Below are 22774 nucleotides of genomic sequence, written 5' to 3' on the forward strand. Positions count from 1 at the left end.
TCAGACGGGTTGGTCTCACCATTGGCTCGATCGTTACTCATCATCGACTGCCATTACCATTTCGGGTAACCTGGGGTGATTAGGTCAAATTGGCGTAAGGGTGATAGGCCTCCTTGCGGGTCAGCACGACCCAAGCGATCCGAGCGAGTTTGTTAGCCAGGGCCACCGAGACGAGCCGGAAGGGCTTTTTCTCGGAGAGCTTCCTGATCCAGTCCGCCATCGGCGTTGGCTTATCCTTGACGTGGCGCATGACTGCGGTGGCTCCGACGACGAGCAATCGGCGCAGGTATCGGTCGCCCTGCTTGGAGATGCCGCCAAGTCTGGTTTTTCCCCCGGTTGAGTGTTGTTGCGGTGTCAGACCGAGCCAGGCGGCGAACTGTCTGCCTGAAGAGAATTGCTCGGCATCCGTAACGGTTGCAGCTATTGCTGTCGCCGTGACGATACCGAGGCCGGGGATCGTGGCGAGTCGGCGACTGGCCTCACTTTCGGTATGCCAAGTGGCAAGCTGCTGATCCAGTTCCGCAATCTCGGCGCTGACGGCCATGATCTGACGGATCAATATCTCCAATGCCGTACGAGCGTAGGATGGCATGGCATCCCTGTCAGCCATCACCTGCTCGGCCAGCTTGGCGAGGTTGCCGATGCCGGGGTTGGCAACGTGGCCCAGCTCAGCAAGATGCGCTCGCAGGGCGTTGGCGAGCATGGTTCGTTGCCGTACGAGAAGCGATCGGGCGCGATGGGTCATAAGAATGCCCTGCTGCTCGATCGTCTTGACCGGCACGAACCGCATGGTGGGCCGCTGCACGGCTTCGCAGATCGCTTCGGCATCCAGCGCATCGCTCTTCCCCCGCTTCACGTAAGCCTTGACGTACGATGGCGGTATCAGGCGGACTTCGTGGCCCATCGCTGCAAGCGTGCGAGCCCAGTAATGAGCGGTTCCGCAAGCCTCCACCGCGATCAGGCAGGGTGGTAGCTTCGAGAAGAAAGGCACCATCTGCTTGCGGTGCAGCTTCTTTACCAGCACTGTGGTGCCGCTCTCGTCGATGCCATGTGCCTGGAATACGCTCTTCGCCAGATCGAGCCCAATCGTGGTGATCGCCATTGTAAACGCTCCTCTTCCTCTCGGTTGACCGGCCGGCAGCATAGCAACTGGCGGTCGGTGCGGGGGCGTCCACATCATCAGGGTGCTGGCTGGATGGAGGTCGGCATGGATGGGCAAGCCATTATCAATGGATCTGCGTTCGCGGGCATTGGCCGCGGTTGACGAAGGGGTGAGTTGCCGTGCTGCGGCGAGGCGGTTCGGGGTGTCGGCCTCGACGGTGATCCGCTGGCACGACCAGCGTCGCAGCACTGGCGGCTATGCCGCCAAGCCGCAGGGCGGTGACACGCGCTCGCGCCGGATCGAGACGCACCGGGACACGGTCCTGGCGCTGCACGAGGCACGCCGCGATATCACGCTGGACGAGTTACGGCGCGAACTGGGCCAAGCGGGCGTGACAGTGGCGGTTTCGACGCTGCACCGCTTCTTCGCCCGGCACGGGATCACGCGCAAAAAACGTATGGCCCACCCCGTCTGCAAGAGTGAAATTGGACGGCGTGCTGGTCTGCATCAACGTATCCGGTCTCAAGGCATATGCCCTGGCCAAGATGGATCTCGCGCGTCACGGGCCTCATAAAGACGGCGGTGTCGAGCACCACATTTTTGCCCAGGCTGTCGCGACGCGGGGGTCAACCGTTACGCCATCTGTCCTTCACTTCCACAGACATCGTGAGCGGCGTCAGCGCTGAGCCCGCCGCTATTCCTGGTCAGGCTGCCACGAGCGCCTGACTATCAAAACTACGCCCATGCCGCAGCACGGCCACGCGATGCGCGCCAGCTTCGCGGCCAGCGCCACCACCACGACATTGGGATGAGCACGCGCTACAAGCCGGCGCACCCAGTCGCCTGTCGGCGTGGTCTGCCTGGTGAAGTGCGCCATGGCCGCACGCGCCCCGTGGATCAGCTGGACGCGGAGGTATTTGTTACCTCGCTTGCTGATGCCGAGCATCCTGGTCTTGCCACCAGTAGAATGCTGGCGTGGCGTTAGGCCGAGCCAAGCGGCTAGATCTCTCCCCTTCGTAAATGCCGAGGCATCACCGACGGCGGCGAGCAGCGCGGTGGCATTGATGACGCCGATACCGGGGATGGTGGCAAGCCGGCGCGCCTGATCATCGTCACGGGTCAGCGCCGCCAGTTCGTCATCATAAGTCTTGATCCGCCGGTCCATCCTGGCCCACTCATCCCGGAGATCGATGAGCAGCCGGACCGCTCGGTCACTGATCGGAAGCTCAGCGTCCATCAGCTCGTTCAGCCGCTGCACCAGAGATGCCCGGCGTTTGGGCAATATGATGCCGCGCTCGAGGAGCACGGCACGAAGCTGGTTGGTAAGTCGAGTACGTGAGGTCACCAGCCGCTGCCGAGCCCGGTGCAGCACCTGCAGGTCGAGTTGAACCTCGGTCTTCAGTGTCACCAGCCGCATGGTCGGCCGGGTTGCCGCTTCGGCGATCGCTTCTGCGTCACGATCGTCGGTCTTTTGAGCCTTCACGTAGGGCTGGACATACTCCGGCGACATAAGGCGCACCTCATGACCTTGACCTTCGAAGAGACGACCAAGGAAATGGGCGCCGCAACAAGCCTCCATCGCAACGACGCAGCGCGGCAGGTTGGAAACGAACGCGATCACCCGCTCGCGCGTCATCCGCCGTCGTAGTACCACAGCGCCGGTAGCGTCCTGGCCCGCAAGGCTACAGCTGTTCTTACCGAGGTCGATCCCCAGCACAAGCTTTCGGGTCGAAGGAGTCTCACGCCATGAACGGCCCTCAATCCCGCGCCTCTCAAGTCAAGCGCTGCGGCTGCTCCGGAAAGCGCGAAGAAGGGCCTCCGTCGCTAGCGCCGGCCGTCGGGCGTGCGTCCTGCTGTTCCGGTGAATTGGCTGACAAGGCTCTTGCCCTCGAACAAGCTCACGGCAGCGCCAGGCCTGGTGGCTGCTGCTCTGACGGCATGGCCACCGAAGGAACGGCAACGGCCGTGGACCCGGTATGCGGGATGACGGTCGATCCGGCGACGACGGCGCACCACGCGGAGCACGCAGGGCACGCCTATCATTTTTGCAGCGCCGGGTGCCGGACCAAGTTCGTCGCCAACCCCGATACCTATCTCGGCGACAAGCCGAAGCCTGCGCCGACGGCGACGGCGACGGCGACGGCGACGGCGACGGCGATATGGACGTGTCCGATGCACCCGCAAGTCCGCCAGGAAGGGCCCGGGACGTGCCCGATTTGCGGCATGGCGCTCGAACCCGAAGAACCGTCGCGTGACGACGCTCCCAATCCCGAGCTGGTGGATTTCACGCGCCGTCTTTGGGTCGCGGGCGCGCTCACGATCCCGCTGCTCGTCGTCTCGATGTTCACTGAAATGTTCGGGCTGCACGTCGTCAGTGCTGCGGCCTCTCCCTGGGTCCAGCTCGCGCTCACCGCGCCGATCGTGCTGTGGGCGGGCTGGCCTTTTTTCGAGCGGGGGTGGACCTCGATCCGCACCCGTTACCTCAATATGTTCACGCTGATCGCGATCGGGGTGGGCGCGGCCTTCCTCTACAGCGTGGTCGCGACGCTCGCGCCGGGCATTTTTCCCCCGACGTTCCGAATGCACGGGGGCATGGTCCCGGTCTATTATGAGGCTGCCGGCGTCGTGGTGACGCTGGTGCTACTCGGGCAAGTGCTCGAACTGCGCGCCAGGGCAGCGACGGGGCGCGCCATCCGCGCGCTCATGGACCTCGCCCCCAAGACGGCGCGCCGACTGCGCCCTGACGGCTCTGAGGAGGAAGTCGGGCTTGCCGAGGTGGCCGCCGGCGATCGGCTCCGGGTCCGTCCCGGCGAGGCGATCCCGGTTGACGGCGTGGTGGTCGAGGGCCGCTCCTCCGTCGATGAATCCATGCTCACCGGCGAACCCGCGCCGGTCCTCAAGGAAGTCGAGGCGGCTGTGACCGGGGGCACCGTGAACGGCACGGGTAGCCTGGTCATGGAAGCGCGCGCGGTCGGCGCGGATACGATGCTGGCGCGCATCGTCCGCATGGTCGCGGAAGCGCAGCGCAGCCGCGCCCCGATTCAGGCGGTCGCTGATCGGGTGTCGGGCTGGTTCGTGCCGCTTGTCGTGCTGATCTCGGTGGTGACGTTCGTGGTGTGGTCGCTGGTCGGGCCGGAGCCGCGCATGGGCCATGCCCTGCTCAACGCCATTGCGGTGCTGGTAATTGCCTGCCCGTGCGCGCTCGGGCTCGCCACGCCCATGTCGATCATGGTCGGCACCGGAAGTGGCGCGCAGGCCGGCGTGCTGGTCAAGAACGCGGAAGCCTTACAGGGGCTGGAAAAGGTCGATACCCTCGTGATCGACAAGACGGGGACGCTCACGGAAGGCAAGCCCAAGCTGATCGTGGTCGAAACCTTCGGCGCGATCGGAGAGAACGACATGCTCGCGCTCGCCGCGGCTGTCGAAGGGCAATCCGAACACCCGCTCGCTCACGCGATCGTCGTAGCCGCTAAGGAACGAGGATTGCAGCTCGGCACGGTCGCGGACTTCGCCTCGCAGACTGGCATGGGTGTCAGCGCTACAGTGAACGGCCGCTCGGTCGTGATCGGCAACGCCGCGCAAATCAGCCGGATCGGCGCTGACCCCAAGCCGCTCGATGCCGCGGCCGATCGTCATCGTGGCGAAGGGGCGGGCGTTATCTTGGTCGCGATCGACGGCGCTCTCGCGGGTCTGCTCGCGGTCGCCGATCCGGTGCGCGCTTCGGCGCACGACGCCATTGCCGCGCTTCGCAAAGAGGGCCTGCGCGTTGTCATGCTCACCGGCGACAACCGGGGGACGGCCGATGCTGTCGCGCGCGCCGTGGGCGGTCTAGACGACGTGCGCGCCGATCTGCGGCCCGAAGACAAGGCGCGCATCATCGGCGAGCTGAAAGCGGGTGGTGCCAAGGTCGCGATGGCCGGCGACGGCATCAATGACGCCCCGGCGCTTGCCGCTGCGGACGTGGGGCTGGCGATGGGCACGGGAACCGACGTGGCAATCGAAAGCGCGGGCATGACGCTCACGCGTGGCGATCTCTCGGCGATCGTGCGCGCGCGAAAGCTCGCCCGCGCGACGATGCGCAATATCCGCCAGAACCTGTTCTTCTCGTTCCTGTTCAACGGAATCGGCGTGCCGGTCGCGGCCGGGGTGCTCTATCCGGTCGCGGGCATCCTGCTGTCACCGATGCTGGCCGGTGCGGCGATGGCGCTCTCGTCCTTCACCGTCGTCCTCAACGCGCTGCGGCTCAACGCGGTGAAGCTGTGAACATAGGGGCGGCGTCTCCCAACGCATGATCCGCCACTATGAAAAGATCGGGCTGGTGCCCGCGCCAGCGCGGCGCGGGAGCTACCGGGACTATGCCGATGCCGATGTTCACCGGCTGCGGTTCATCGCCAACGCGCGCGACCGGGATTCCCGATCGAGGAAATCCGCACGCTGCTCGGCCTGTGGCCGGATCGGGAACGGTCGAGCGCGGAAGTGAAGGCGTTGGCCGAATCCCGCGCTGCCGAATTGGGCCGCAAGGTGCGCGCCTTGAAGCCATGCGCCGATCAATGACCGGGCTCGCCCAAGCCTGTCATGGCGATGATCGGCCTGATTGTCCGATCATCGAACGCTTGGCTGAATAGCCGAGGCCTTCCTCCGCCCGCTCAAGCGCGACTACGTCCTCGTTAACCGCACGCCCGATGGCCGCACCGTCATGGAGCAGTTGGCCGCCTGGCTGACCCACTACAACGAGGTCAACCGCACAAGGCGCTGGGGTACCGATTGCCCCGCGAGTACATCACGCAAACTCGCGACGCCCCATCAGGCATTTAGGGGCCAAGAAAAGCAACAGGTTGATACGAGCAATGAATAGATCCGGAAGCCACCCAGATGTGGCGCATCGCGACAGGTTCGCACCGTTGGCGCTCGGCGCGATCGGAGTGGTGTTCGGCGATATTGGCACCTCGCCGCTTTATGCATTTCGTGAAGCGTTGGGCCAGGCGGCCGCTACCAGCATAACCGCATCGGACATCCTTGGCGTGCTCTCGCTGGCTCTCTGCGCGCACCGCGGGTGTCGTTCGTGCCTGAGGATGGAACTGCATCATCACAGCACCTCATCAATCAACGGTTGAAAGCGCCACGCATATTGGCCGATAGCCCATCCTACCTGTTCCCAACGACGTTCCGCAACTAGACATCTAGGCGAGATCGGCAAGCGTGTTCTTCGCCTCTGCCCGCGCGATGCCGACGGCGGATGAACGGCGCCATCTGATCCTTCCACACATGCACGATGCGAAGACGGGCGGTGGATTGGCAACGTCGGCATGTGTGGTGGGCGTCCGCATCGGTGACCTTGGGCTTCTTGCGTGGCCCCGGCTGACCCGGCCTATCGACCTCAGCCAGGCCTTGTTGGATCGGCTTCGATAAACGGTGTCCGCCGAACCGGGGCAAGATCTCGCCTAGCCAAGTTGTTCCTCGAGAGTGCGCGTGCGCGAGGTAACCTCGTCGCCGGTGTGCTTAGTGGACGCTGGTTCAATTAGAAGCACCCAGCATTCCTCCTGAGCAACCGGATTGTGGCGTACGCCGCTCGGGACGGTAAGAAAGTCACCTTTCTCAAGATCGACTGCTCCATCCTCGAAATCGATGCGAAGCGAGCCTTTGACGATGTAGAAGAGCTCGTCCTGGCCATCGTGCGCGTGCCAGACAAGCTCACCTTTCAGCTTTGCCGCTTTCAGCAATTGATCGTTCACCTTGCCGATCACCTTCGGCGACCAGTGCTCGGTCACTCGATCGAAGGCCGCAGCGAGCGTTGTCCGGGAGAGCATACAATCCTCCAGCATCAGCGGCATGATCGATCCGCCGATCTGCTGCCGCCCCCCATACCGGCTCCGCGGACGGCTTCAAGGTGGCCGCTCCTTGGAACGCTGTGCCTCTTCGTTCGCTTAAGGCCTGCGATTTCCGGAGCCCGACCCATGTTCATGCACAACAAGCGCCTGCAATACACCGTTCGAGTGTCAGAGCCGAACCCACGTCTGGCAACCATGATGATGGAGCAGTTCGGCGGGGCTGACGGTGAACTCGCGGCGGCGATGCGATATTTTACACAGGGGCTGGGGGAGGACGATGCAGGCCGCAAGGACCTGCTCCTGGACATCGCGACCGAGGAACTTAGCCATCTCGAGATCATCGGCTCGATCGTCGCCATGCTCAACAAGGGTCTCAAGGCACAGCTCGCCGAAGGCACCATGAAGGAAGCCGAGCTTTATCAGATGGTGGGTTCGGCCGGCAGCAGCGCCAAGGAGTCGATCCTGTTCGGCGGCGGTCCAGCACTCTGTGACTCCGCGGGGGTTCCCTGGACGGCGGCCTATGTCGATTCGCGCGGCGAGCCGACAGTCGACCTGCGTTCCAACATTGCCGCGGAGGCCCGCGCCAAGATCGTCTACGAGCGGCTGATCAACATCACGGACGATCCCGGTATCAAGGACGCGCTCGGGTTCTTGATGACGCGCGAAGTCGCCCACCAGAAATCGTTTGAGAAGGCCCTTTACGCGATCGAGAACAACTTCCCCTCCGGCAAGCTGCCGGGCGTCGAAAAGTACGCGAGCATGTACGTCAACACGTCGCAAGGGGAAGGGGACGCCACCGGCCCGTGGAACTCGGGCGACGAATGGGATCGTGTTGATGATCTCGAGCAGGTGATGCCTATCGATGGGGGCGACGGCACCGCCACTGTGAAGCTTGGTTCTGCTGACAAAAAGGTCGGGCAGAAAATGGCGGCGCGGACCATGTCGGATCCATCGTCCGATCCCACCACCGGTGCCGACCTCGGAGCCGGGCCAGGGGCAGGCCGCACCAAGACCGGCGACATGGGCGGTGCTGCGAATATTGAAGAAGCCCCCGCGAAGGCAGAAGCCACGGTTGCCAAGTGAGGAGCATGCCGGCGATCGTGTGAGCGCTGGCCTGTTCATCAAGCGGGGAGGTGAACGGGCGACGGTGGCGGCGCGCTGCATGAATGCTTGGATCTCGCCGGTTGAGCGCGGACGTGTGCCAGCTTGCGATATTGGCCGCCATCACACAACCGGCTACGCACCCGCGCCTCCTGCGGGTGCCGCTACGGGTCGCCGGCGCATGGCGATCCGCGCTTGTCCTCCACGTCCGTAGCGCTGTGAATGCAACCTGTTTGGAAACTGTGATCGCGATCGCTTAGCCATTTCAGGAATTCGGACCTGTCGCTCCGGGTGGTCATCCGTGGCGAACTGGCCGCACCCTGGCTCGAAACTTCCTCGTCCTTCGCCGCGGCTCAGCGACCTGGTCAAATACCGTCGTAATGGCCTTTTTCGCGGCAGCTTCGCTACAGCCGTCTCTGTCGCGACACCCTGGCGATGATGTTCAGGCTATTTGTGCTACCCGTGAAAGCTTCGCGATGGCGAGCCGCGACACAGCGACTGTGCTGGTGAGGCACGCGCCGCTGCCGTCTGGAAGATGCTCGCCGAGCCTTTGAATACGATGGAGGATACGAAACGGTCGGCGGGCTAGCGCCCGATCGGATACTTCGCGGGCCAAACCGTGAAGGATTCAGACAGCGATATCTGAGGCCATGTCGGGCCAGCGGCCCTCACGTTCCTGATTGCAGCAATGGGCCCTTCAGGATGAGGGAGCCGTTTTCGGCTATCGTATGTCGCGCCGGGCTTGATACTTGACTGGAGCTCTCCTGGTGATCGAAGGGATCGTCCGCCATCGAGCCGCCAAGGCCCGGAACCGAAGTCCCGGGCCCGCCGATCACGCCGCTTGCGCGTTTATCGGAATGCGGCGGATATCCTCGTTTGCCGCCTCGGTCTTGGGCAGCGTCACGGTGAGCACGCCGTTCCGGAACGTTGCGCTCGCCCGGTCGCGGTCGATGCCATCGGGCAGGCCGATGCGTCGTTCGAAGCGGCCGTAGCTGCGTTCCGAGTAGCCGCGATCCTTGTCCTCGACCTCGGATCGCTTTTCGCCGCGCAGCGTCAGCACGCCCTCTTCCAGCGAGATGTCGACATCCTTCTCGTCGAGGCCGGGCAGTTCGGCGGTGACTCGGATATCCTGGTCGGTCTCGCCGAGTTCGACGTGCGGCCACGCCAGGCTGCGGCTGACGCCGCCGAGCGACGGCACGCCGAAGCCACGGAAGACATCTTCGAACAGCCGGTTCACCTCACGTTGCAGCGACATGATGGGATGTTCGTCACGGTCGCGTCGCTCGGCGCTGACCGGGGCAGGGGGCCGGTTCTCCTGCCGGCTCCAGGGGATCAGGTCACGGATAGCCATGGTTTCTTTCTCCTCGGCTGGCTTGAGACGCCATGACCCATCGGCCGCCGCCCTGAAGGAGCGGCACCGACGAGCCGGTTGCGTGATGATCAGGCGGCCTCACGTTCTCCGCTTGGCGCCTCGATCCGGTCGTTGGCAGGCGTGCTGCCGCTGATCGCGATCTTGCGCGGCTTCGCCGCCTCGGGGACGACGCGCTTCAGCTGGATGCTGAGCAGGCCATTCTCGAACCGGGCGTCACCCGCCTCGATGAAGTCGGCCAGCTGGAAGCGACGCTCGAACGCTCGGGTCGCGATGCCACGATGCAGATATTCACCCTGCTTTTCGTCCTCGGCGCGCTTGCCGGTGACGGTGAGCTGGTTCTGCTGCGCGACGATCTCGATCTCGTCGGGACGAAAGCCGGAGACCGCGAGCGTGATGCGGTAGCTGTCCTCGCCGTCCTTGACGATGTCGAACGGCGGGTAGCCATCTGCTGCATCGGCGCGAAGGCCGGTTTCGAGCAGGTCGAAGAGGCGGTCGAAGCCGACCGTGGAACGCCGATAGGGCGTGAAATCGAAGTTGGTCCTCATATCCAAATCCTCCAGATGAAGCGATCCGGGCATGAGAAGCGCCAGAGAAGAGCCGGCGCCCTCTATGTCCCACCGGACCCGAACGGCGCCCGGCAACGCTCAGCTAGGCAACGGCTTTTTGTCTTCAAGGCTCCTCCAGCACGATTTTTGTCAAGCGCGGTTCGGATCAGTTGGTGCAGCTTTGGGCAAGCGTATGCACAGTTTGTGGCTGACCGATTGATTGAACGGATGGCCGAAGCGGGATTGTGCCGGACGGGCCGCCCAAGACGCTCTCTGGATCCTCACAGGTGCAATTCTGCCGGACGGCTCTCGACCAGGACAGATTAAGCCGAGGTATCATGGGCGCGGAACCAGTGAGAAAATTGCCGCGTTCATGAGGGCTGATCAGAGACAGGAGGATCCATACTTCGATCGCCAAAACTCTCCGGCACAACGCGCCTGATTTCCAGGGCCGTCGCCCCTTGAGGCTATGGTACGGTTTCAAGGAGCGAGGCCTGCCCACTGCCAGTTTTGCTTTCCCCGCGGGTATCGCGAGCGACATTTCTGACGGTGACCATAAGTCGTCAGCCTAAGTGTGGCCGAAGTGTCGGGGAGCCAAAGCGGCTGGCGCTGCCGGGCGTCCGCCACCGAACGACGATCGATACGCGGGCGATGCAGGCCCCTCCCGTTCTCCTCGGAGGATTAGGACGTGCGCGAACGGTAACGGATACGCGGTCCACCTTTTCTGCTTAATACCATCAACAAAGGAGAATCTGCGATGCGCGTACGCAAGCTTGGACTGGAGGGCCTCGAGGTCTCCGCACTCGGGCTCGGATGCATGGGCATGTCGGAATTCTACGGAGCGCGTGACGAAACCGACGCGGTAGCCACCATCCATCGTGCTATCGACCTGGGTGTTATTTTCCTCGATACCGCCGACATGTACGGCCCGTTCACCAATGAAGTCCTGGTCGGCAAGGCAATTGCTGACCGGCGGGACCGGGTCGTGCTTGCGACCAAGTTCGGGAACGTACGAGGCGAGGGGGGCGAGTTTCTCGGTATCCGCGGGGACGCCGATTATGTCCGGCAGTCCTGCGATGCGTCGCTAAAGCGCCTCGGCGTCGACCACATCGACCTCTATTACCAACATCGCGTCGACCCCGACACCCCGATCGAAGAAACGGTCGGCGCCATGGCTGAGCTCGTGAAGGCGGGCAAGGTACGCTATCTCGGCTTGTCGGAAGCGGGGCCAGAGACGATCCGCCGTGCACATGCCGTCCACCCGATCACGGCGCTGCAAACGGAATACTCCCTGTGGAGCCGGGAGCCCGAAGAGGAGATCCTGCCGACGGTGCGTGAGCTGGGCATCGGCTATGTCGCCTACAGCCCGCTGGGGCGCGGCTTCCTTACCGGGCAGATCCGCAGCATCGATGATCTGGCCCCTGATGATTACCGTCGCCACGCGCCGCGCTTCCAGGGGGAGAACTTCCAGAAGAACCTTGATCTCGTGCGCGAGATCGAAGCGATGGCGCAGGAGAAGGGCTGCACGCCGTCACAGCTCGCGCTTGCGTGGCTGCTTGCCCAGGGAGAGGACGTCGTGCCGATCCCGGGAACAAAGAAACCCGCTCGTCTGGAGGAGAATGTCGGCGCTCTCGACGTGCGGATGACCGACGAGGACCGCGCCCGCATAGACCGGATCCTGCCGCCGGGCGCCGCTGCGGGGACCCGCTACGCCGCGCCGCAGATGCAGGCGCTCAACCGATGAGCGCCGATGCGCTGAAGGGCCAGGTCGCGATCGTCACGGGCGGCGGACGTGGACTCGGCCGCGCCATGGTGCTCGGATTGGCGGCCGGCGGCGTGCGCGTGATCGTGACCGCCGCCCGCGAGGCAACGGAAATCGAAAGGGTGGCAGCCGAGGCCGGTAATGGCGCCATCATCCCGATGATCGCCGACGTCAGAAACGAGCAAGACTGTGCCCACGTCGTCGCCACGGCGCTCGACCGGTTCGGCCGGGTCGATCTGCTCGTCAACAACGCCGGACGCGGCATGAAATATGTCAGCGAACAGTTCCTGACGGAGCCGACACGGTTCTGGGAAACCGACCCTGACGTCTGGCGTATGGTGATCGACACCAACGTGACCGGGCCTTTCCTGATGACGCGGGCGGCTGTTCCCGCGATGATTGCCGCAGGTCGTGGTCGGATCGTCAACATCACGATGAATCACGCGACGATGCGCCGCCGCGGCTTTTCGCCTTACGGACCGTCAAAAGCGGCGCTGGAGTCCGAGACCATCATCTGGGCGCAGGATCTCGAGGGCACCGGCGTGACCGTCAACGCACTGCTGCCAGGTGGCGCCACGGCAACGGGCATGATCCCGGACAGTCTCCCGCAAGAGGCGCGCCAGGGATTGCTAGATCCGCGCGTGATTGTTCCGCCGCTGCTATGGCTTGCCTCCGAGGCGTCATCAGGCGTGACCGGCCGGCGGCTCGATGCTGCGCGCTGGGATCGAGATAGGCCGGATGCCGAGGCCGCAGCCGCAGCCATGGACGACGCAGGCTGGTCAGGCGCCGGATCACGACAACTGCCGAGCTTTTCGGCAAGCTAGCCGATACGAGGATGCGCGATCATCGCCACTTTGATACGATCGATCCCGAGCCCTAAGACCGTATGACCGACCCTCAGCATCAGATTGATTTTACATAATCTATGTTATCGAACTTCGTTGCCGCCGTAGCTTTTGCGTTAATTGCCCTCTCAACTCGGAGCAGCTCGCCTCTACGGGTCCCACGAGCGCTGATCTCTCGGCAGCATAGCGTCAGGGTCGTGCACCGCAAGCCGATCAGCAGCGGTCAGGTTGGCGCTGAAGATCACGAGGCTTGTGCCACCGGGCTGATGGGTTGACGGAAACAGCAGACCCGCAGTACCCGACCGGATCGCCTCATCGCCAAGTTTCCACGACGGTGGCACCTTGTGCTCAACCCTCGCGATCCAGCGCCAATCGCAGTCCCAATCTGCCCAATGAGGCGTCCAATAATCCGAATCGTAGCCGGCCGACAGGTCGACGACGTCGTGTAGATCTAGCTCATAGGCGGCAAGGGTTGCCGGGCGTGGCAGGCTGGAGCCTTGCTTGTACTCGGCTAGCGCGGTCTCCGGCTCGGCCGAAAGGTACAGGGCTTCGACCCCAGGGCGATTGAACCTGCCGCCTGCGCCTGCGGCTCCAGCGCCACTGAGCGGCAGATAGGCCCATTTCGGCGTAAGACAGCGATAGAAATGCCTGGAGCCGGTCGCGATGTGGAGCACGACTACCCGTTCGCGCCGTCAACCAGTTCGGACAAATGAGTCATGACCGCGTCGCTGTGCCCTGCGGCAACAAGCTCGGCAGCCGTTTGGCGCTTGAGCGTTACAATCGGTTCGTTCCTGAACCAGTAGACCGCCTGCTCGATGTCACCTGTCAGCTCGCTTGCAGCCACGATCACGCGCACCATGTCCCGTAACCGATCCTGAAGCCGCTCCGACGCGGGATTGGAGAGCGTGTTGCGGTGGACGCCGGCGATCTCCGCTAGCCGGGACAGTTGGACGCCCAACACATGCGCGACGCGCTTGGGTGAGATATAAGGGGTCTTCGGCTCCTGCAGGCTTGCAACGAAGCCGGAAGCAAGCCGCGTCGCGCGTTGCTCGTCAACTAGGAAGGCGGTAGCCATAACGCGTCTCCGCTGGATTAATGCACAATATATGCACATGCCCTCGTATGTCAACGATCGACGGCTGCGTGTGCTCGCGGAGACTGCCCGGTCTTAGATGATAAGCAGGAGCCGCCGAGCGCGTACGCTCAAGCGGCTCCTGGCCTGGCAAGCAATCCCTGCCAGCGGGTCCCGCACTGGTACTGCTAGCCACGGGCAAACTCAAGTGCGTCACCTCGCCATACGACCGTGATTCAGGATAAGTTAATTGGAAGACTGCGGTTTGTCATTGCCAGCACGGATACAGCTCTACGCCTTGCCTAATGCACGCATCGTATCAGGCAACAGCGTGTACACCGCCTCACGCCGGGCGCCCCGATTGTGGTGATCCACGCGCCAGCCCTCATAGTGGCGCCGGACCAGCCCTGCCCGGACCAGCTCCGACACTGCCCGGCTGACATTACACCGGCCGGAGCGGCGCACCCGCTCCAGCACTATCTGGTCCACTAATCGTGACGCTGCGTCAGGGTCTCCGGGCAGTTGCCCCTGCTCTGCTAGTTCCACCCTCACCTGCTCGGCCAGCGCCACCCGCTTCGGATCGCGGGCTGCCATCGGAGCGAGCGCGTCGCACAACCAGTCGCGCAGCCGAACGGCCCGCCCCTGCTGGACGACGTAGGGTCCTGCCTTGCCCCCCTGCCCTGCCGCACGCGCGATCAGATTCAGGACCATGAAGGCGTAGCGCGGCCGGGTCGACACCTGCGCAATGACATCGATGATCGACGGCAGACCCTCAGCCAGGGGTAGCTGGGAGGGAAGCTGCAGCGGGATTGCCGGGGATGCGGAGAACAAGTCACCCTGGATCATGGGAACAGGAGAAGCACGAAACGCGAATCGTGTGAATCCCATCCGGGCCGGCCGGCGACGTTTCTGTCAGCTGCGACACTTTGCCGCTGGGCAGAGTGTCACCATGGGCACTTCGTAGCTAGCTGTTTCGAGGCGCTCACACCCCCAATCGGCGTTCTCGCAATCAGGTCCCGGCTGCCGTCGCTCCGACCAGCTACGCTTCTATGGGAAGCCGCACCCGCTGCACCTGGTGCTCGATTTTGAAAACGTCGACCGGAACAATGGCTGCATCCGCGTGGCAAGCCAAGATCAGGTAGCCACTGCCCTCACCTTCGCGTGAACACGAGGCCGGCTCCCCGGTCATCCACTGCTATCGCGGTGTCGGTCGCTCTGCCGGACTGGCACTAGCAGTCGTCGCGGACCGGATCGGGCCGGGCAGCGAAGACGAAGCGATGAACCGGCTGCTAACGATCCGTCCAGAGGCGACGCCCAATATCGTAATCGTCAACCATGCGGACGCGGTGCTCGGCCGCGACGATGATCTGCTGCATGCCGTGGCTGCCTGGGAAGCGAGAACACCGGAAGCCGTTCGGCTGCGTGAGGTCCGCCGTTCGTTCGTCGAGCAGCATCCCGAACTCTATGGCAGGCGCTGACTGTCGTCGGGCACCTCACGGGTGTCTGCGGCGTCCGGCTCCAAGCGCCTCCACGACCATCCAGCTCCCGCGAGCACCTCCTCAATCCACTGCGCGACCTGCCCCGGCTCGCCGCTGCAATACCAGGTGAGGTCGTCCCCCTCCTCGCGCACCCAAGCCACGGCATGACCGGCCCGCCGAAAGCCGTAGGAGACCTCCACTCCATCCGGCCCGAACCAACGAGTGTTGGTGAGCGCGCACCAGAGGTCGACGCCGCACGCGCCGTCCGCTCTCACCTGCTCGCCGAGAAGACGGTCGAGAACGGCCTCGAACGCCTTGTAGGGCCGGTAGGCGCGGCTGCTGGGCTGACCTTGAAAGTCGGTGCGGCTAAAGAACGGAAAGGCTGCCTCCATACGTTGGTCCGCACTGGCGCGGTCCCAGGACCATATCACCTTACGCCTTGCGCCACACCGCCGATCGCTCGGGCGGCTAACGCCGGCTTCCCGCGTCCGGAAACAACCCCGGCATCCAGTTCCCCGCCAGCTTGGCTGGAAAGGCGATCTGGAGAGGTGCCCGGGAGCTGTCGGCCGTCAGCACGCCGAGGCTCGTCAGCGCCGAGGTGACCCGGCGCGCCTGGCGTTCGCCGGTGCCGACGATGCTCTCCACCTCGCCACGCGGGAGCTCGCCTCGGTACAACGCTGCGTCGATCACCTGGATGGCCTTGGCCGGCAGCCTTCCCCGATCCGTCTCTTCGGCCGCCCAGCGCCGGATGCGACTGCGCAGCTGCTCGGGCTCGACCAAGCCGGCCATGAAGTCGACCTGGTCGATACAGGTTTTGAGGAAGAAGGTTGTGAAGCTCGCCAGCTCCTCCTCGCTCAGCGTGCCCCTGCCATCGAGGTCGTTGCGGCGGGCCAGGTCGCAGGCGGCAAGGTGTCGCTTGTAGGCCTGCACGTTGCGGCCGAGGCCGCGCGCGATCGACCACACGCCGCCCGTGTCGAACGCATCGAGCAGCATGGCATGCGACATGAGGCGGGCGACCCGACCGTTGCCGTCGAGAAACGGATGGATCCAAGCGAACCGGTGGTGCGCGGCCGCCAGCAATACGATGGCGTCGGTTGCGCCGCGCTTCTGATACGCCCAGGCGAAGTGCTCGAGGAAGCGCGGCACGGCCCCGGGACTAATCGCAATGTGCTGCCCGACCCGGACATCGCGGGTCCGCAAGGCACCGGGCTCGACCGGAACGCGCTCGCCGCCGTCGACCGGTTCGATCCAGAGCATCGACTCGGGCAGATGCTCGCAGAAGCGCCGATGGACCTCACGCAGGCCCTCCACGCTCGTCGCGCGGCCCTCCAGCCCTCCCCCATCAATCCAGCCCTGGACTGCGATGTGCGCGGTCGCTTCCAACTGGAGGTCACGCTTGGCCGGGTCGGCGCTGAAATCGTTCTTCAGCGCCCGTTCGATGTCGACGGGATGAGTGTCATGCCCCTCGATCAGGTTGCTGTAGTAGCAGTTCATCGCCCGGACGAGGTCGGCGAGCCCCATCCGCATGGCGGGTGGCAGGCTGCTGCGGAACGCGGCAGATTTGGCGGTCAGTTCGAGCGCGAGATCGACGGCTTCACGGTATCGTGAACCGCCCTCCCCTATCTTCATGGGCTGCATGGCCCCGATGCCCTCGCCCCGGTCGGCGACCGCCTGGATGTCCGGTTCTTTGGCCATGTCCCGCAGCCTCTAGATCACTCTCTTGCCTCGCTAACGTTGTCCTATGCACGTGATACCGGGCCGCTACAATGTCCGGTTTGGAGGCCGGCAAATCAGTGAACATTGAAAAGAACAAAGCTGGTCCGCCCGCCCATATCGCCTTGCGATCCCTCACATGTCGAAGTCGTAATCGTGGTCGATTTCGATCTCGGGCTCCTTTATCAGCTCTTTCACGGGAACCGGCGCTTGCCGGATAGCCTCCGGGGCTGGTTTGGTAGGCTCGCTGCCAATGGATCGGAGGGCGGCGCTCATTGCGTCCAGCTGGCGACGATCGCTTGCGCCTGGATCGTCCAGTCGGGGCAGCTCGCCCGTGGCTGGATCGAACCGCTCCCTGCCGGAAAGTGAGAGCTCGGGTGCCACGTCGCTTGCGTGCGGAACGTCACCACGATGCGCCTCGATCGCGCTAGCGAGTGCTTTCTTGTCGTCGGTGTGCAGCGACACGTCCTCGCGCGCGCGGGTCTGGAGCACGTAGTAGAGGCTCTCGCTGTTGAGCAGCCTGTCGCGGCTGTCCATCACCGTGATCGCGCGATCGACCGTCATCCCTTGCGCACGGTGCATGTTGATCACGGCGCCATGGCCAAGCCGCTCGCGCATCGGGTCGTCGGGCCCGATCACATGATTCCGGTCACGGCCGGACAGGTGGAGCGTGTCGCCATCGATCGCAGTAAGGGTCACTGCGGCACCGTTCGACATCCCACGCTTCAGGTCGCTGGCCGTAAAGACCAGGCGATCACCCTCGCGCACCTCGATCTCGCCGGGAACGGAGAGCGCGGCCCCCTCCCCTCCCGATCGGAGGCTCTTGGGATCGAAGAGCCCGGTGTGACCGTCACGGGCGAGCTCGAGCATACCGCTCGCCCGATCGATCAAGCCAACCTCGTAGGATCCCGGCACAAGCCCTGACTGGTGGCGGTAGATGTCGAGCCGCATACCCTCAGCCCAGTGCCGGATCTGGCGCAGCTCCTCACGGGTAAGGTTCAGCGTATCCCAGCTCCGCAGGCTCACGGCATCCTCGCCAAGCTTGCCCTGAGCAAGCAGCTCGGCCCTGACCGTTTCCAGCACGGCTTCGCGCAGGACGTGGCCTGAGGTGAGCAAGGCGGTGCGGTCGCGCTCCTCGGGCAAAAGCTTCAGATACTCGACGACGGCCGCTCCCGCCGGATGAGCGCTCTCCTGCACCTTGTCCGCGAGCCGTTCGAAGGCGGCAACGACCCTGCCCTCGCGCGCAAGGGAAGCGGCATCACGGAGCACATCGGTCTTTTGGCGCCGGTTCTCGGTGAGCCGCACCGTCGGAGCTCCCGCCTCCTGCAGCAGCGCGAAGGGTCGCCCCGCCTCAACCGCCGGGATTTGCTTCACATCGCCTACCAAGACCAACTTGGCGACGTCGCCGTTCCGGGCGACCTCGAACAGCCCGGCAAGCTGACGCGAGGACACCATGGAGGCCTCCTCCAGCACCACAACCTTGCCCTTCATCAGCGCCGAAAGTTGCTCGTTCGGCTTGGCCGGGCCGGCGCGGCTACCATGCTCCTTCAGCACGGATGCGAGCGAGCGCACCTCCAGCCCCCGTCCGGTCAGGTCATCCAACAACTTGTTCTGCGGGACCAGTACCAGCATCCGCGCCCCTACTTCCGCGCCAATCTCCCGTACGAGTTCGAAGAGGAACGACTTGCCGGTGCCGGCATCGCCTTGGACGACCTGGATGCGGTTGGTGCCGGACAGCATGGCGTGCGCCGCAACGCGCTGTTCAGCGGAAAGTGTGACCTCGCGCCGATCGGCCGCGCGGTCGAGTGCGGTGTCGACCGAGGCCGCATCGAGGATGGGTGTCCCCTGCCCCACCCCGCCATGCGCGGCCGCAACCAGCGCCTTTTCCGTCACCAGCATGTCGCGGGTCGTGAGCCGGTCTGCGTGCAGGCTGCCACGCGGCCCCGAGATGAGGACACCCGCCTCGCGCAGCCGCTCGATGCGCGCCTCGATACCGCGCACCGTCGCGCCCTTCTCGGCCAGATCGAGGCTGCTCTTCAGCAGGTCCGCGTAGGTGAAGCTCGCTTCTCGCTCGCCGAGGTGCCGAACGCCGGCCGCGACCGCGTAGCCGCTCGCCAGTTCGCCGCTCCGGCGCACCGCATCCGTGCCGTGGAGCAGCGGCTCGGGTCGTGGTCCGAAGGCATGGGTGATGCGCTCGAGCAAAGCGGCACCCCAGGCACGCACAGTGCTCAATACCGACCGCGGCCGCTCGACTCCTCGCGCGGCGTCCACGACGGCGGAGATGGCGGCACCATGTACCTCGGCCTTCTCGGCCCACATGGCGCGGGCAACCGTGGCATCGCCCGCCTGTTTGGCATCGCGGGTACTGACCGCGATCGTCTCCATCGCCTTGGGGCCGGAGGCGCCGAGCTCAGCCGCCCGGCTGAGGATCTGTTCGCGCCGGGCGCTAAACGCATCGATTGCGGCACGCGGTATACCGCTGATCTCGAATTGGCCGTGCTTGCCGGTGATCTCGGTCCGGTAGCCGAGCTGCTCCAACCGGGCACGGAAGTCGGCGTGGAAGACGGCACCGATGGTGCTAGAGTGCTTCCACAGGGCCGGATTGTGCAGGGCGACCCAGCGGCCGTCGCCGCGTTGCGCGGCGTTCGCCACGACGACATGGGCATGTGCCTGCGGATCGAGCTTTCGGCTCAGGTCATGGTGAAAGATCGCGTACACCAGGCGACCGGGCTCGATCACCGCGCCGGCCTTGCCTGACCGCACCTCCCCGAACCGCTCCTCGGCCCACGCCATGGTGCTCCGAATAGCTTCGGCAAATGCCGGCATGACCCGCTCATCGCGTCCGATCAAGGCGACCAGCGACACTGACTTCGGCGCGCTGAACGTCAGCTCGAAACCCGGCGCTCGCTCGCCGTTGCCGCCTCTTGCAATGACGGCCCCGTTGGGCAGTTTGCCGTCCAGCACCTCGGAGAATGTTCCGGCATCCACGGTGCCGGACAGACCGAGTTCCTCGGCCCCTCCCCCGCCCCATTCTGACGGTCCCGCCTGCTCGCCGGTGTAGTAGTTGTCGGCCGCGTAATAGCTCGCCGCATCCCCGCCGCCGGCGATCGAGTTTGGGCGAACGGTCACGGCGTCTTGCTTTCCAGAGGCGGAAAGGTGAGCCGGCAGGGAAACGGCTTCTTCATGCGCTTAGCATGGGCCGCGCACTCGGCGTACCGGACCCGAAATGTGTCACTGGCGAGAAGGCCTTTTGTCTCCGCCATGAGCTCGCCAGTCGTGCGCCCATCGCCTGCCAAGCTCCATGCCGCAGGTACCGCGTCACTTTCACCCAGGAGACGAATTGAGAGCCAGCGGGTAGGTGCGGTATTGGCGAACAGCAGACAGATCAGAACAAGTCCAGCGATGCCAAGGGCGGCACCTACGCCAAGCTTTGTACGCGTATCCGACTGACGCTTCTCAATCCGGTCGAGCTGCTTTCCGAAGCCCTTTGCCTGCTCCTCGACGGCTTTAGTGACATTGCCAACGGAGACGGCGAGAGCACCCTGCGCTTCCTTGAACAGGACCGTGAAGTCGGTCTGGAACTTCGCGATCAAATCGCGGAGATGTCCGGTCCCGCCGGTCTCCTTGATGGTGGTCTTGATCGCGTCGAAACCTGCGTTCAAGGCGCCGGGTAGGTCCTTCGATTGTTGGGCGATCAGGGCCGAGACGCGACGGGTAACCTCGCCGATTTGAGCGGTCTGTTCCTCCATCCGATCGGCATGGCGGCGCTCGCGCTGTTGACGCACGGACAAGGCCGCTTGGGCCTCCCTGTCGAACATGGTGGTGACCGCCTGTTCCACGAGATCACGGATGGGGATGTTGCGCCGCTTGGACTCGGCGTCCAGCCGGCTGTGGACGTCACTCGAGACGTCGATGCGCCTGCGACCAGCGTCGGTCATCGCCGCAGTCTCGAACGCGCTTCGGCCAGCATGCGGGTCGCCAGCTCGGCCCGTCGTTGCCGCAACTCGGCAAGACCCTTCTTGCTGTCGGGGCCACGCCCGACCTGCGCTTCCGCGACGACCTCCAGGCCGGCACGGACCTTGGTCAGCTGGTCGAGAAGGATCTCGTCCAGCGGCAGCAGCTCGTCTTCGAGTGAGCGCACCAGCGTGTCCGCTACCCAGGCGCTGCGCGTCTTGCCGACCTGGCCCGCGCGGCGCTCAATGCCGGCGAGCTGGTCGGGTTGCAGGTACACCGTGATCGGTACGCGCGCCATGCGGACACCCCTTCTGCCCGGTAGCGAGTGTGCATTGCGCCTACGGAGCGCGCAAGGAGGAAGTGCAGAGCAGCGCAAGCAAAAACTGCGGGTTTCCTTGCCCTATCCGCTCTGTGGACCAGGACGGACCAGATGGTCCGGGCGCAGTATCCGCATAGGACCATGCGGCCGGAACGACGCAAATCTGCCCTTTTCTGCACCCCTTCGGGGTGCATCGGGTGTGCCCCCTAACCCCTACTTCTCAGGTCGCTGGATGTTGCTGCTGTTCGGCTGTTCGGGGCTGATCCGGCGTCCGGCGGGGCAACCAGGCCGGCGTACAAGCCGGCCAGTCGGATCAGTACCGGCTCACCTTGTCGAGACTGCCCGTAAGGCCGCGAGGGTCTCCCCGTCCATCGCTTCAACCCTTTGCACCAATCGATCCCGCATGGCGCGGCGCGCTAACCGGATGAGCAAGGCCAACTCCGGCGCTTCGAACGGGTCGTTGATCGCCAGCTCGCGCGACCGCTCGCCGGCGGTGATGGTGAGGTGGAAGATGCGGGCGTCGGCTGCCGGCAACGCCGGGTCGGGCCGCGTAAAGAAGTCGATCGCATCGGCATGAGCGACGAGATTGAACCAGTCCTCCGGCGTGATTTCGTCGAGCCTGCGACCCTCCTCATGGTAGAGGGTTCCGTGCGCAGTGAACCAGCCCGAGATACCAAGGGTGACGGCGTTCGTCATGAGCTTGTACCCTCCCCTATTCCAGCACCACGCTGATGGTCATGATGGTCGGATTCAGCACCCGGCGACTCAGTTGAATGAAGCGGCATCGCCGCGTTCCCCGGGACGGCTTCGACCGTGTCGATCGCGTGCTGAAGCCGGGCGGCGGCAAGGGTGCATCCTGCCCGATCGAGCAGCGCCATGGCCATGCGCATCAGGGCCAAAGCCGTCCTGGTATACCGGTGCTCGACTTCGCTCATCGGGTCGCGTGATCCAGTCTGTCGGGAGGTCACGGACGCCAGTCAGCGGTCCTGCTCGGCGACGGGTCTCAACGTCAGATGCGGCATCAGGTTGCGCCGGATCTCGTCGTCACTGCCTAGGCCGTACCAGGTCGCGCAATGCTCTTCTTCGGAAAACCGATGCCAGGCTTTGAGCGCCACTTCCTCGCTGATCGCGATGCCGTCGGAGGCCATCGCAGTCACGATCCGGCGCAGGTCGTGCCGACCGTCGACAAGCATCCGCTGCTCCCACTCGAGAGGCTTCAGAACCGCTTCATAGCGCAGCCGTTCGTGTCCGGACTGATGGGTCATCCGGCGTCTTCCGAACTCGTCATCGTCGCAGGCATTCCGAGCCGTTCACGCTGCTCATCGCGGGTTACGTAGCGGTCGGACTTGGCGCCCACGATGTCGGATTCGGAGCCATACCCAGCGATCACGAGAGCGGCCCGGATGAGCTCGCCAATGTCATGCGACCCGGCCTTCGCTTCGAGGCTCGCGAGCATGGGGTAAGGCAGGTCCAGCTTGACCCGGATCATCCAATCTCCCGCCGCGGTTCGGGTCGGATAACCGCCATGTCCGGGCTCGCTCCAGTCGGTGCCGGCAAAGATCAGCCGCAGGTCCGTAGAAGGGTCCGCCGACGCATAGGGCGGGGTCTCATGGGAGGGCAGAGGCGTCGGTTTAAAGTCGCTCAGGTCGAGGGTCATGATGGAGCTCCATTCAGTGTCTCAGT

General features: G+C 64.5%; 21 protein-coding genes and 4 pseudogenes. 9 read left to right on the top strand and 16 right to left on the bottom strand.

What is annotated here, in order from left to right:
- Window positions 1-79 precede the first annotated feature (79 nt).
- Window positions 80-1102 (bottom strand): IS110 family transposase, encoded by a 1023-nt coding sequence (locus NLI89_RS17100; RefSeq protein WP_254688138.1) that lies wholly within the window; start codon window positions 1100-1102, stop codon window positions 80-82.
- A 109-nt stretch (window positions 1103-1211) separates the two neighbouring features.
- On the opposite strand from NLI89_RS17100, the pseudogene NLI89_RS17105 reads away from it, so the two are divergent.
- A pseudogene (locus tag NLI89_RS17105) lies at window positions 1212-1574 on the top strand (helix-turn-helix domain-containing protein); the annotation flags it as partial.
- A gap of 232 nt (window positions 1575-1806) precedes the next feature.
- On the opposite strand, the pseudogene NLI89_RS17110 reads toward NLI89_RS17105, so the two are convergent.
- Window positions 1807-2819: pseudogene (locus NLI89_RS17110) on the bottom strand (IS110 family transposase).
- A 221-nt stretch (window positions 2820-3040) separates the two neighbouring features.
- Here NLI89_RS17110 and NLI89_RS17115 point away from each other — a divergent pair.
- The 3 genes and pseudogenes from NLI89_RS17115 to NLI89_RS17130 all read left to right on the top strand — a co-directional run.
- On the top strand, window positions 3041-5365 hold the full coding sequence (locus NLI89_RS17115; RefSeq protein WP_254688146.1) for a heavy metal translocating P-type ATPase: 2325 nt from the start codon (window positions 3041-3043) through the stop codon (window positions 5363-5365).
- Window positions 5366-5390: 25 nt separating this feature from the next.
- A pseudogene (locus tag NLI89_RS17120) lies at window positions 5391-5727 on the top strand (MerR family DNA-binding protein).
- Window positions 5728-5949: 222 nt separating this feature from the next.
- A pseudogene (locus NLI89_RS17130) lies at window positions 5950-6147 on the top strand (KUP/HAK/KT family potassium transporter); the annotation flags it as partial.
- 396 nt (window positions 6148-6543) lie between these two features.
- On the opposite strand, the gene NLI89_RS17135 reads toward NLI89_RS17130, so the two are convergent.
- Window positions 6544-6933: a cupin domain-containing protein gene (locus tag NLI89_RS17135; protein ID WP_254688139.1), complete on the bottom strand. Its 390-nt coding sequence runs from the start codon at window positions 6931-6933 to the stop codon at window positions 6544-6546.
- A gap of 123 nt (window positions 6934-7056) precedes the next feature.
- Between NLI89_RS17135 and NLI89_RS17140 the strand changes: the two genes are divergently transcribed.
- The gene (locus NLI89_RS17140) at window positions 7057-8013 is read left to right on the top strand and encodes a manganese catalase family protein (RefSeq protein WP_254688140.1); all 957 of its coding nucleotides are present in this window, start codon (window positions 7057-7059) and stop codon (window positions 8011-8013) included.
- 850 nt (window positions 8014-8863) lie between these two features.
- Here NLI89_RS17140 and NLI89_RS17145 read toward each other — a convergent pair.
- Both NLI89_RS17145 and NLI89_RS17150 read right to left on the bottom strand, forming a co-directional pair.
- On the bottom strand, window positions 8864-9382 hold the full coding sequence (locus NLI89_RS17145) for an Hsp20/alpha crystallin family protein (protein ID WP_254688141.1): 519 nt from the start codon (window positions 9380-9382) through the stop codon (window positions 8864-8866).
- A gap of 89 nt (window positions 9383-9471) precedes the next feature.
- On the bottom strand, window positions 9472-9948 hold the full coding sequence (locus NLI89_RS17150; RefSeq protein WP_254688142.1) for an Hsp20 family protein: 477 nt from the start codon (window positions 9946-9948) through the stop codon (window positions 9472-9474).
- Between the two features lie 757 nt (window positions 9949-10705).
- On the opposite strand from NLI89_RS17150, the gene NLI89_RS17155 reads away from it, so the two are divergent.
- Entirely contained in the window at window positions 10706-11692 is a 987-nt protein-coding gene (locus tag NLI89_RS17155) for an aldo/keto reductase (RefSeq protein WP_254688143.1), read from the top strand.
- Window positions 11689-12534, top strand: a complete 846-nt coding sequence (locus NLI89_RS17160) for an SDR family NAD(P)-dependent oxidoreductase (protein WP_254688144.1) — start codon at window positions 11689-11691, stop codon at window positions 12532-12534. Before NLI89_RS17155 ends, NLI89_RS17160 begins: the two co-directional genes overlap by 4 nt.
- Window positions 12535-12704: 170 nt before the next feature.
- Here the strand turns inward: NLI89_RS17160 and NLI89_RS17165 are convergent, their stop codons facing one another.
- From NLI89_RS17165 to NLI89_RS17175, 3 genes are all read right to left on the bottom strand, one after another.
- Window positions 12705-13229, bottom strand: coding sequence for an RES family NAD+ phosphorylase (locus tag NLI89_RS17165; RefSeq protein ID WP_116463046.1), 525 nt, complete (start codon window positions 13227-13229; stop codon window positions 12705-12707).
- A gap of 2 nt (window positions 13230-13231) precedes the next feature.
- Entirely contained in the window at window positions 13232-13630 is a 399-nt protein-coding gene (locus tag NLI89_RS17170; RefSeq protein ID WP_116463045.1) for a hypothetical protein, read from the bottom strand.
- 288 nt (window positions 13631-13918) lie between these two features.
- Window positions 13919-14473, bottom strand: a complete 555-nt coding sequence (locus NLI89_RS17175; protein WP_116463044.1) for a hypothetical protein — start codon at window positions 14471-14473, stop codon at window positions 13919-13921.
- A gap of 431 nt (window positions 14474-14904) precedes the next feature.
- On the opposite strand from NLI89_RS17175, the gene NLI89_RS17180 reads away from it, so the two are divergent.
- Window positions 14905-15105, top strand: a complete 201-nt coding sequence (locus tag NLI89_RS17180) for a hypothetical protein (RefSeq protein ID WP_115381507.1) — start codon at window positions 14905-14907, stop codon at window positions 15103-15105.
- Here the strand turns inward: NLI89_RS17180 and NLI89_RS17185 are convergent.
- From NLI89_RS17185 to NLI89_RS17210, 6 genes are all read right to left on the bottom strand, one after another.
- Window positions 15090-15497: a hypothetical protein gene (locus tag NLI89_RS17185; protein ID WP_115381509.1), complete on the bottom strand. Its 408-nt coding sequence runs from the start codon at window positions 15495-15497 to the stop codon at window positions 15090-15092. The genes NLI89_RS17180 and NLI89_RS17185 overlap by 16 nt on opposite strands.
- Window positions 15498-15573: 76 nt before the next feature.
- Window positions 15574-16800, bottom strand: coding sequence for a Fic family protein (locus NLI89_RS17190; protein WP_116463043.1), 1227 nt, complete (start codon window positions 16798-16800; stop codon window positions 15574-15576).
- Window positions 16801-16953: 153 nt separating this feature from the next.
- The gene (gene mobF, locus NLI89_RS17195; RefSeq protein WP_116463042.1) at window positions 16954-19947 is read right to left on the bottom strand and encodes a MobF family relaxase; all 2994 of its coding nucleotides are present in this window, start codon (window positions 19945-19947) and stop codon (window positions 16954-16956) included.
- The gene (locus tag NLI89_RS17200; protein ID WP_115381515.1) at window positions 19944-20756 is read right to left on the bottom strand and encodes a hypothetical protein; all 813 of its coding nucleotides are present in this window, start codon (window positions 20754-20756) and stop codon (window positions 19944-19946) included. Before NLI89_RS17200 ends, mobF begins: the two co-directional genes overlap by 4 nt.
- A complete protein-coding gene (locus NLI89_RS17205) occupies window positions 20753-21070 on the bottom strand; it encodes a hypothetical protein (protein WP_116463041.1) in 318 nt (105 codons plus the stop codon). The genes NLI89_RS17200 and NLI89_RS17205 overlap by 4 nt, the downstream gene beginning before the upstream one ends.
- Window positions 21071-21415: 345 nt before the next feature.
- Complete coding sequence (locus tag NLI89_RS17210; RefSeq protein ID WP_116463040.1) at window positions 21416-21787, bottom strand: hypothetical protein; 372 nt, start codon at window positions 21785-21787, stop codon at window positions 21416-21418.
- A 77-nt stretch (window positions 21788-21864) separates the two neighbouring features.
- Here NLI89_RS17210 and NLI89_RS17215 point away from each other — a divergent pair, with 77 nt between their 5' ends.
- Complete coding sequence (locus NLI89_RS17215) at window positions 21865-22038, top strand: hypothetical protein (RefSeq protein WP_162527087.1); 174 nt, start codon at window positions 21865-21867, stop codon at window positions 22036-22038.
- Between the two features lie 30 nt (window positions 22039-22068).
- On the opposite strand, the gene NLI89_RS17220 is transcribed toward NLI89_RS17215, so the two are convergent.
- Together NLI89_RS17220 and NLI89_RS17225 are read right to left on the bottom strand one after the other, a co-directional pair.
- The gene (locus tag NLI89_RS17220) at window positions 22069-22356 is read right to left on the bottom strand and encodes a hypothetical protein (RefSeq protein ID WP_116463039.1); all 288 of its coding nucleotides are present in this window, start codon (window positions 22354-22356) and stop codon (window positions 22069-22071) included.
- Window positions 22353-22748 carry a hypothetical protein gene (locus tag NLI89_RS17225; protein WP_115381523.1) on the bottom strand — a complete coding sequence of 132 codons (396 nt, stop codon included), beginning with the start codon at window positions 22746-22748 and terminating at the stop codon, window positions 22353-22355. The genes NLI89_RS17220 and NLI89_RS17225 overlap by 4 nt, the downstream gene beginning before the upstream one ends.
- Between the last annotated feature and the right edge of the window lie 26 nt (window positions 22749-22774).

Source organism: Sphingomonas faeni, assembly GCF_024273235.1.
Taxonomy (GTDB): domain Bacteria; phylum Pseudomonadota; class Alphaproteobacteria; order Sphingomonadales; family Sphingomonadaceae; genus Sphingomonas; species Sphingomonas faeni_A.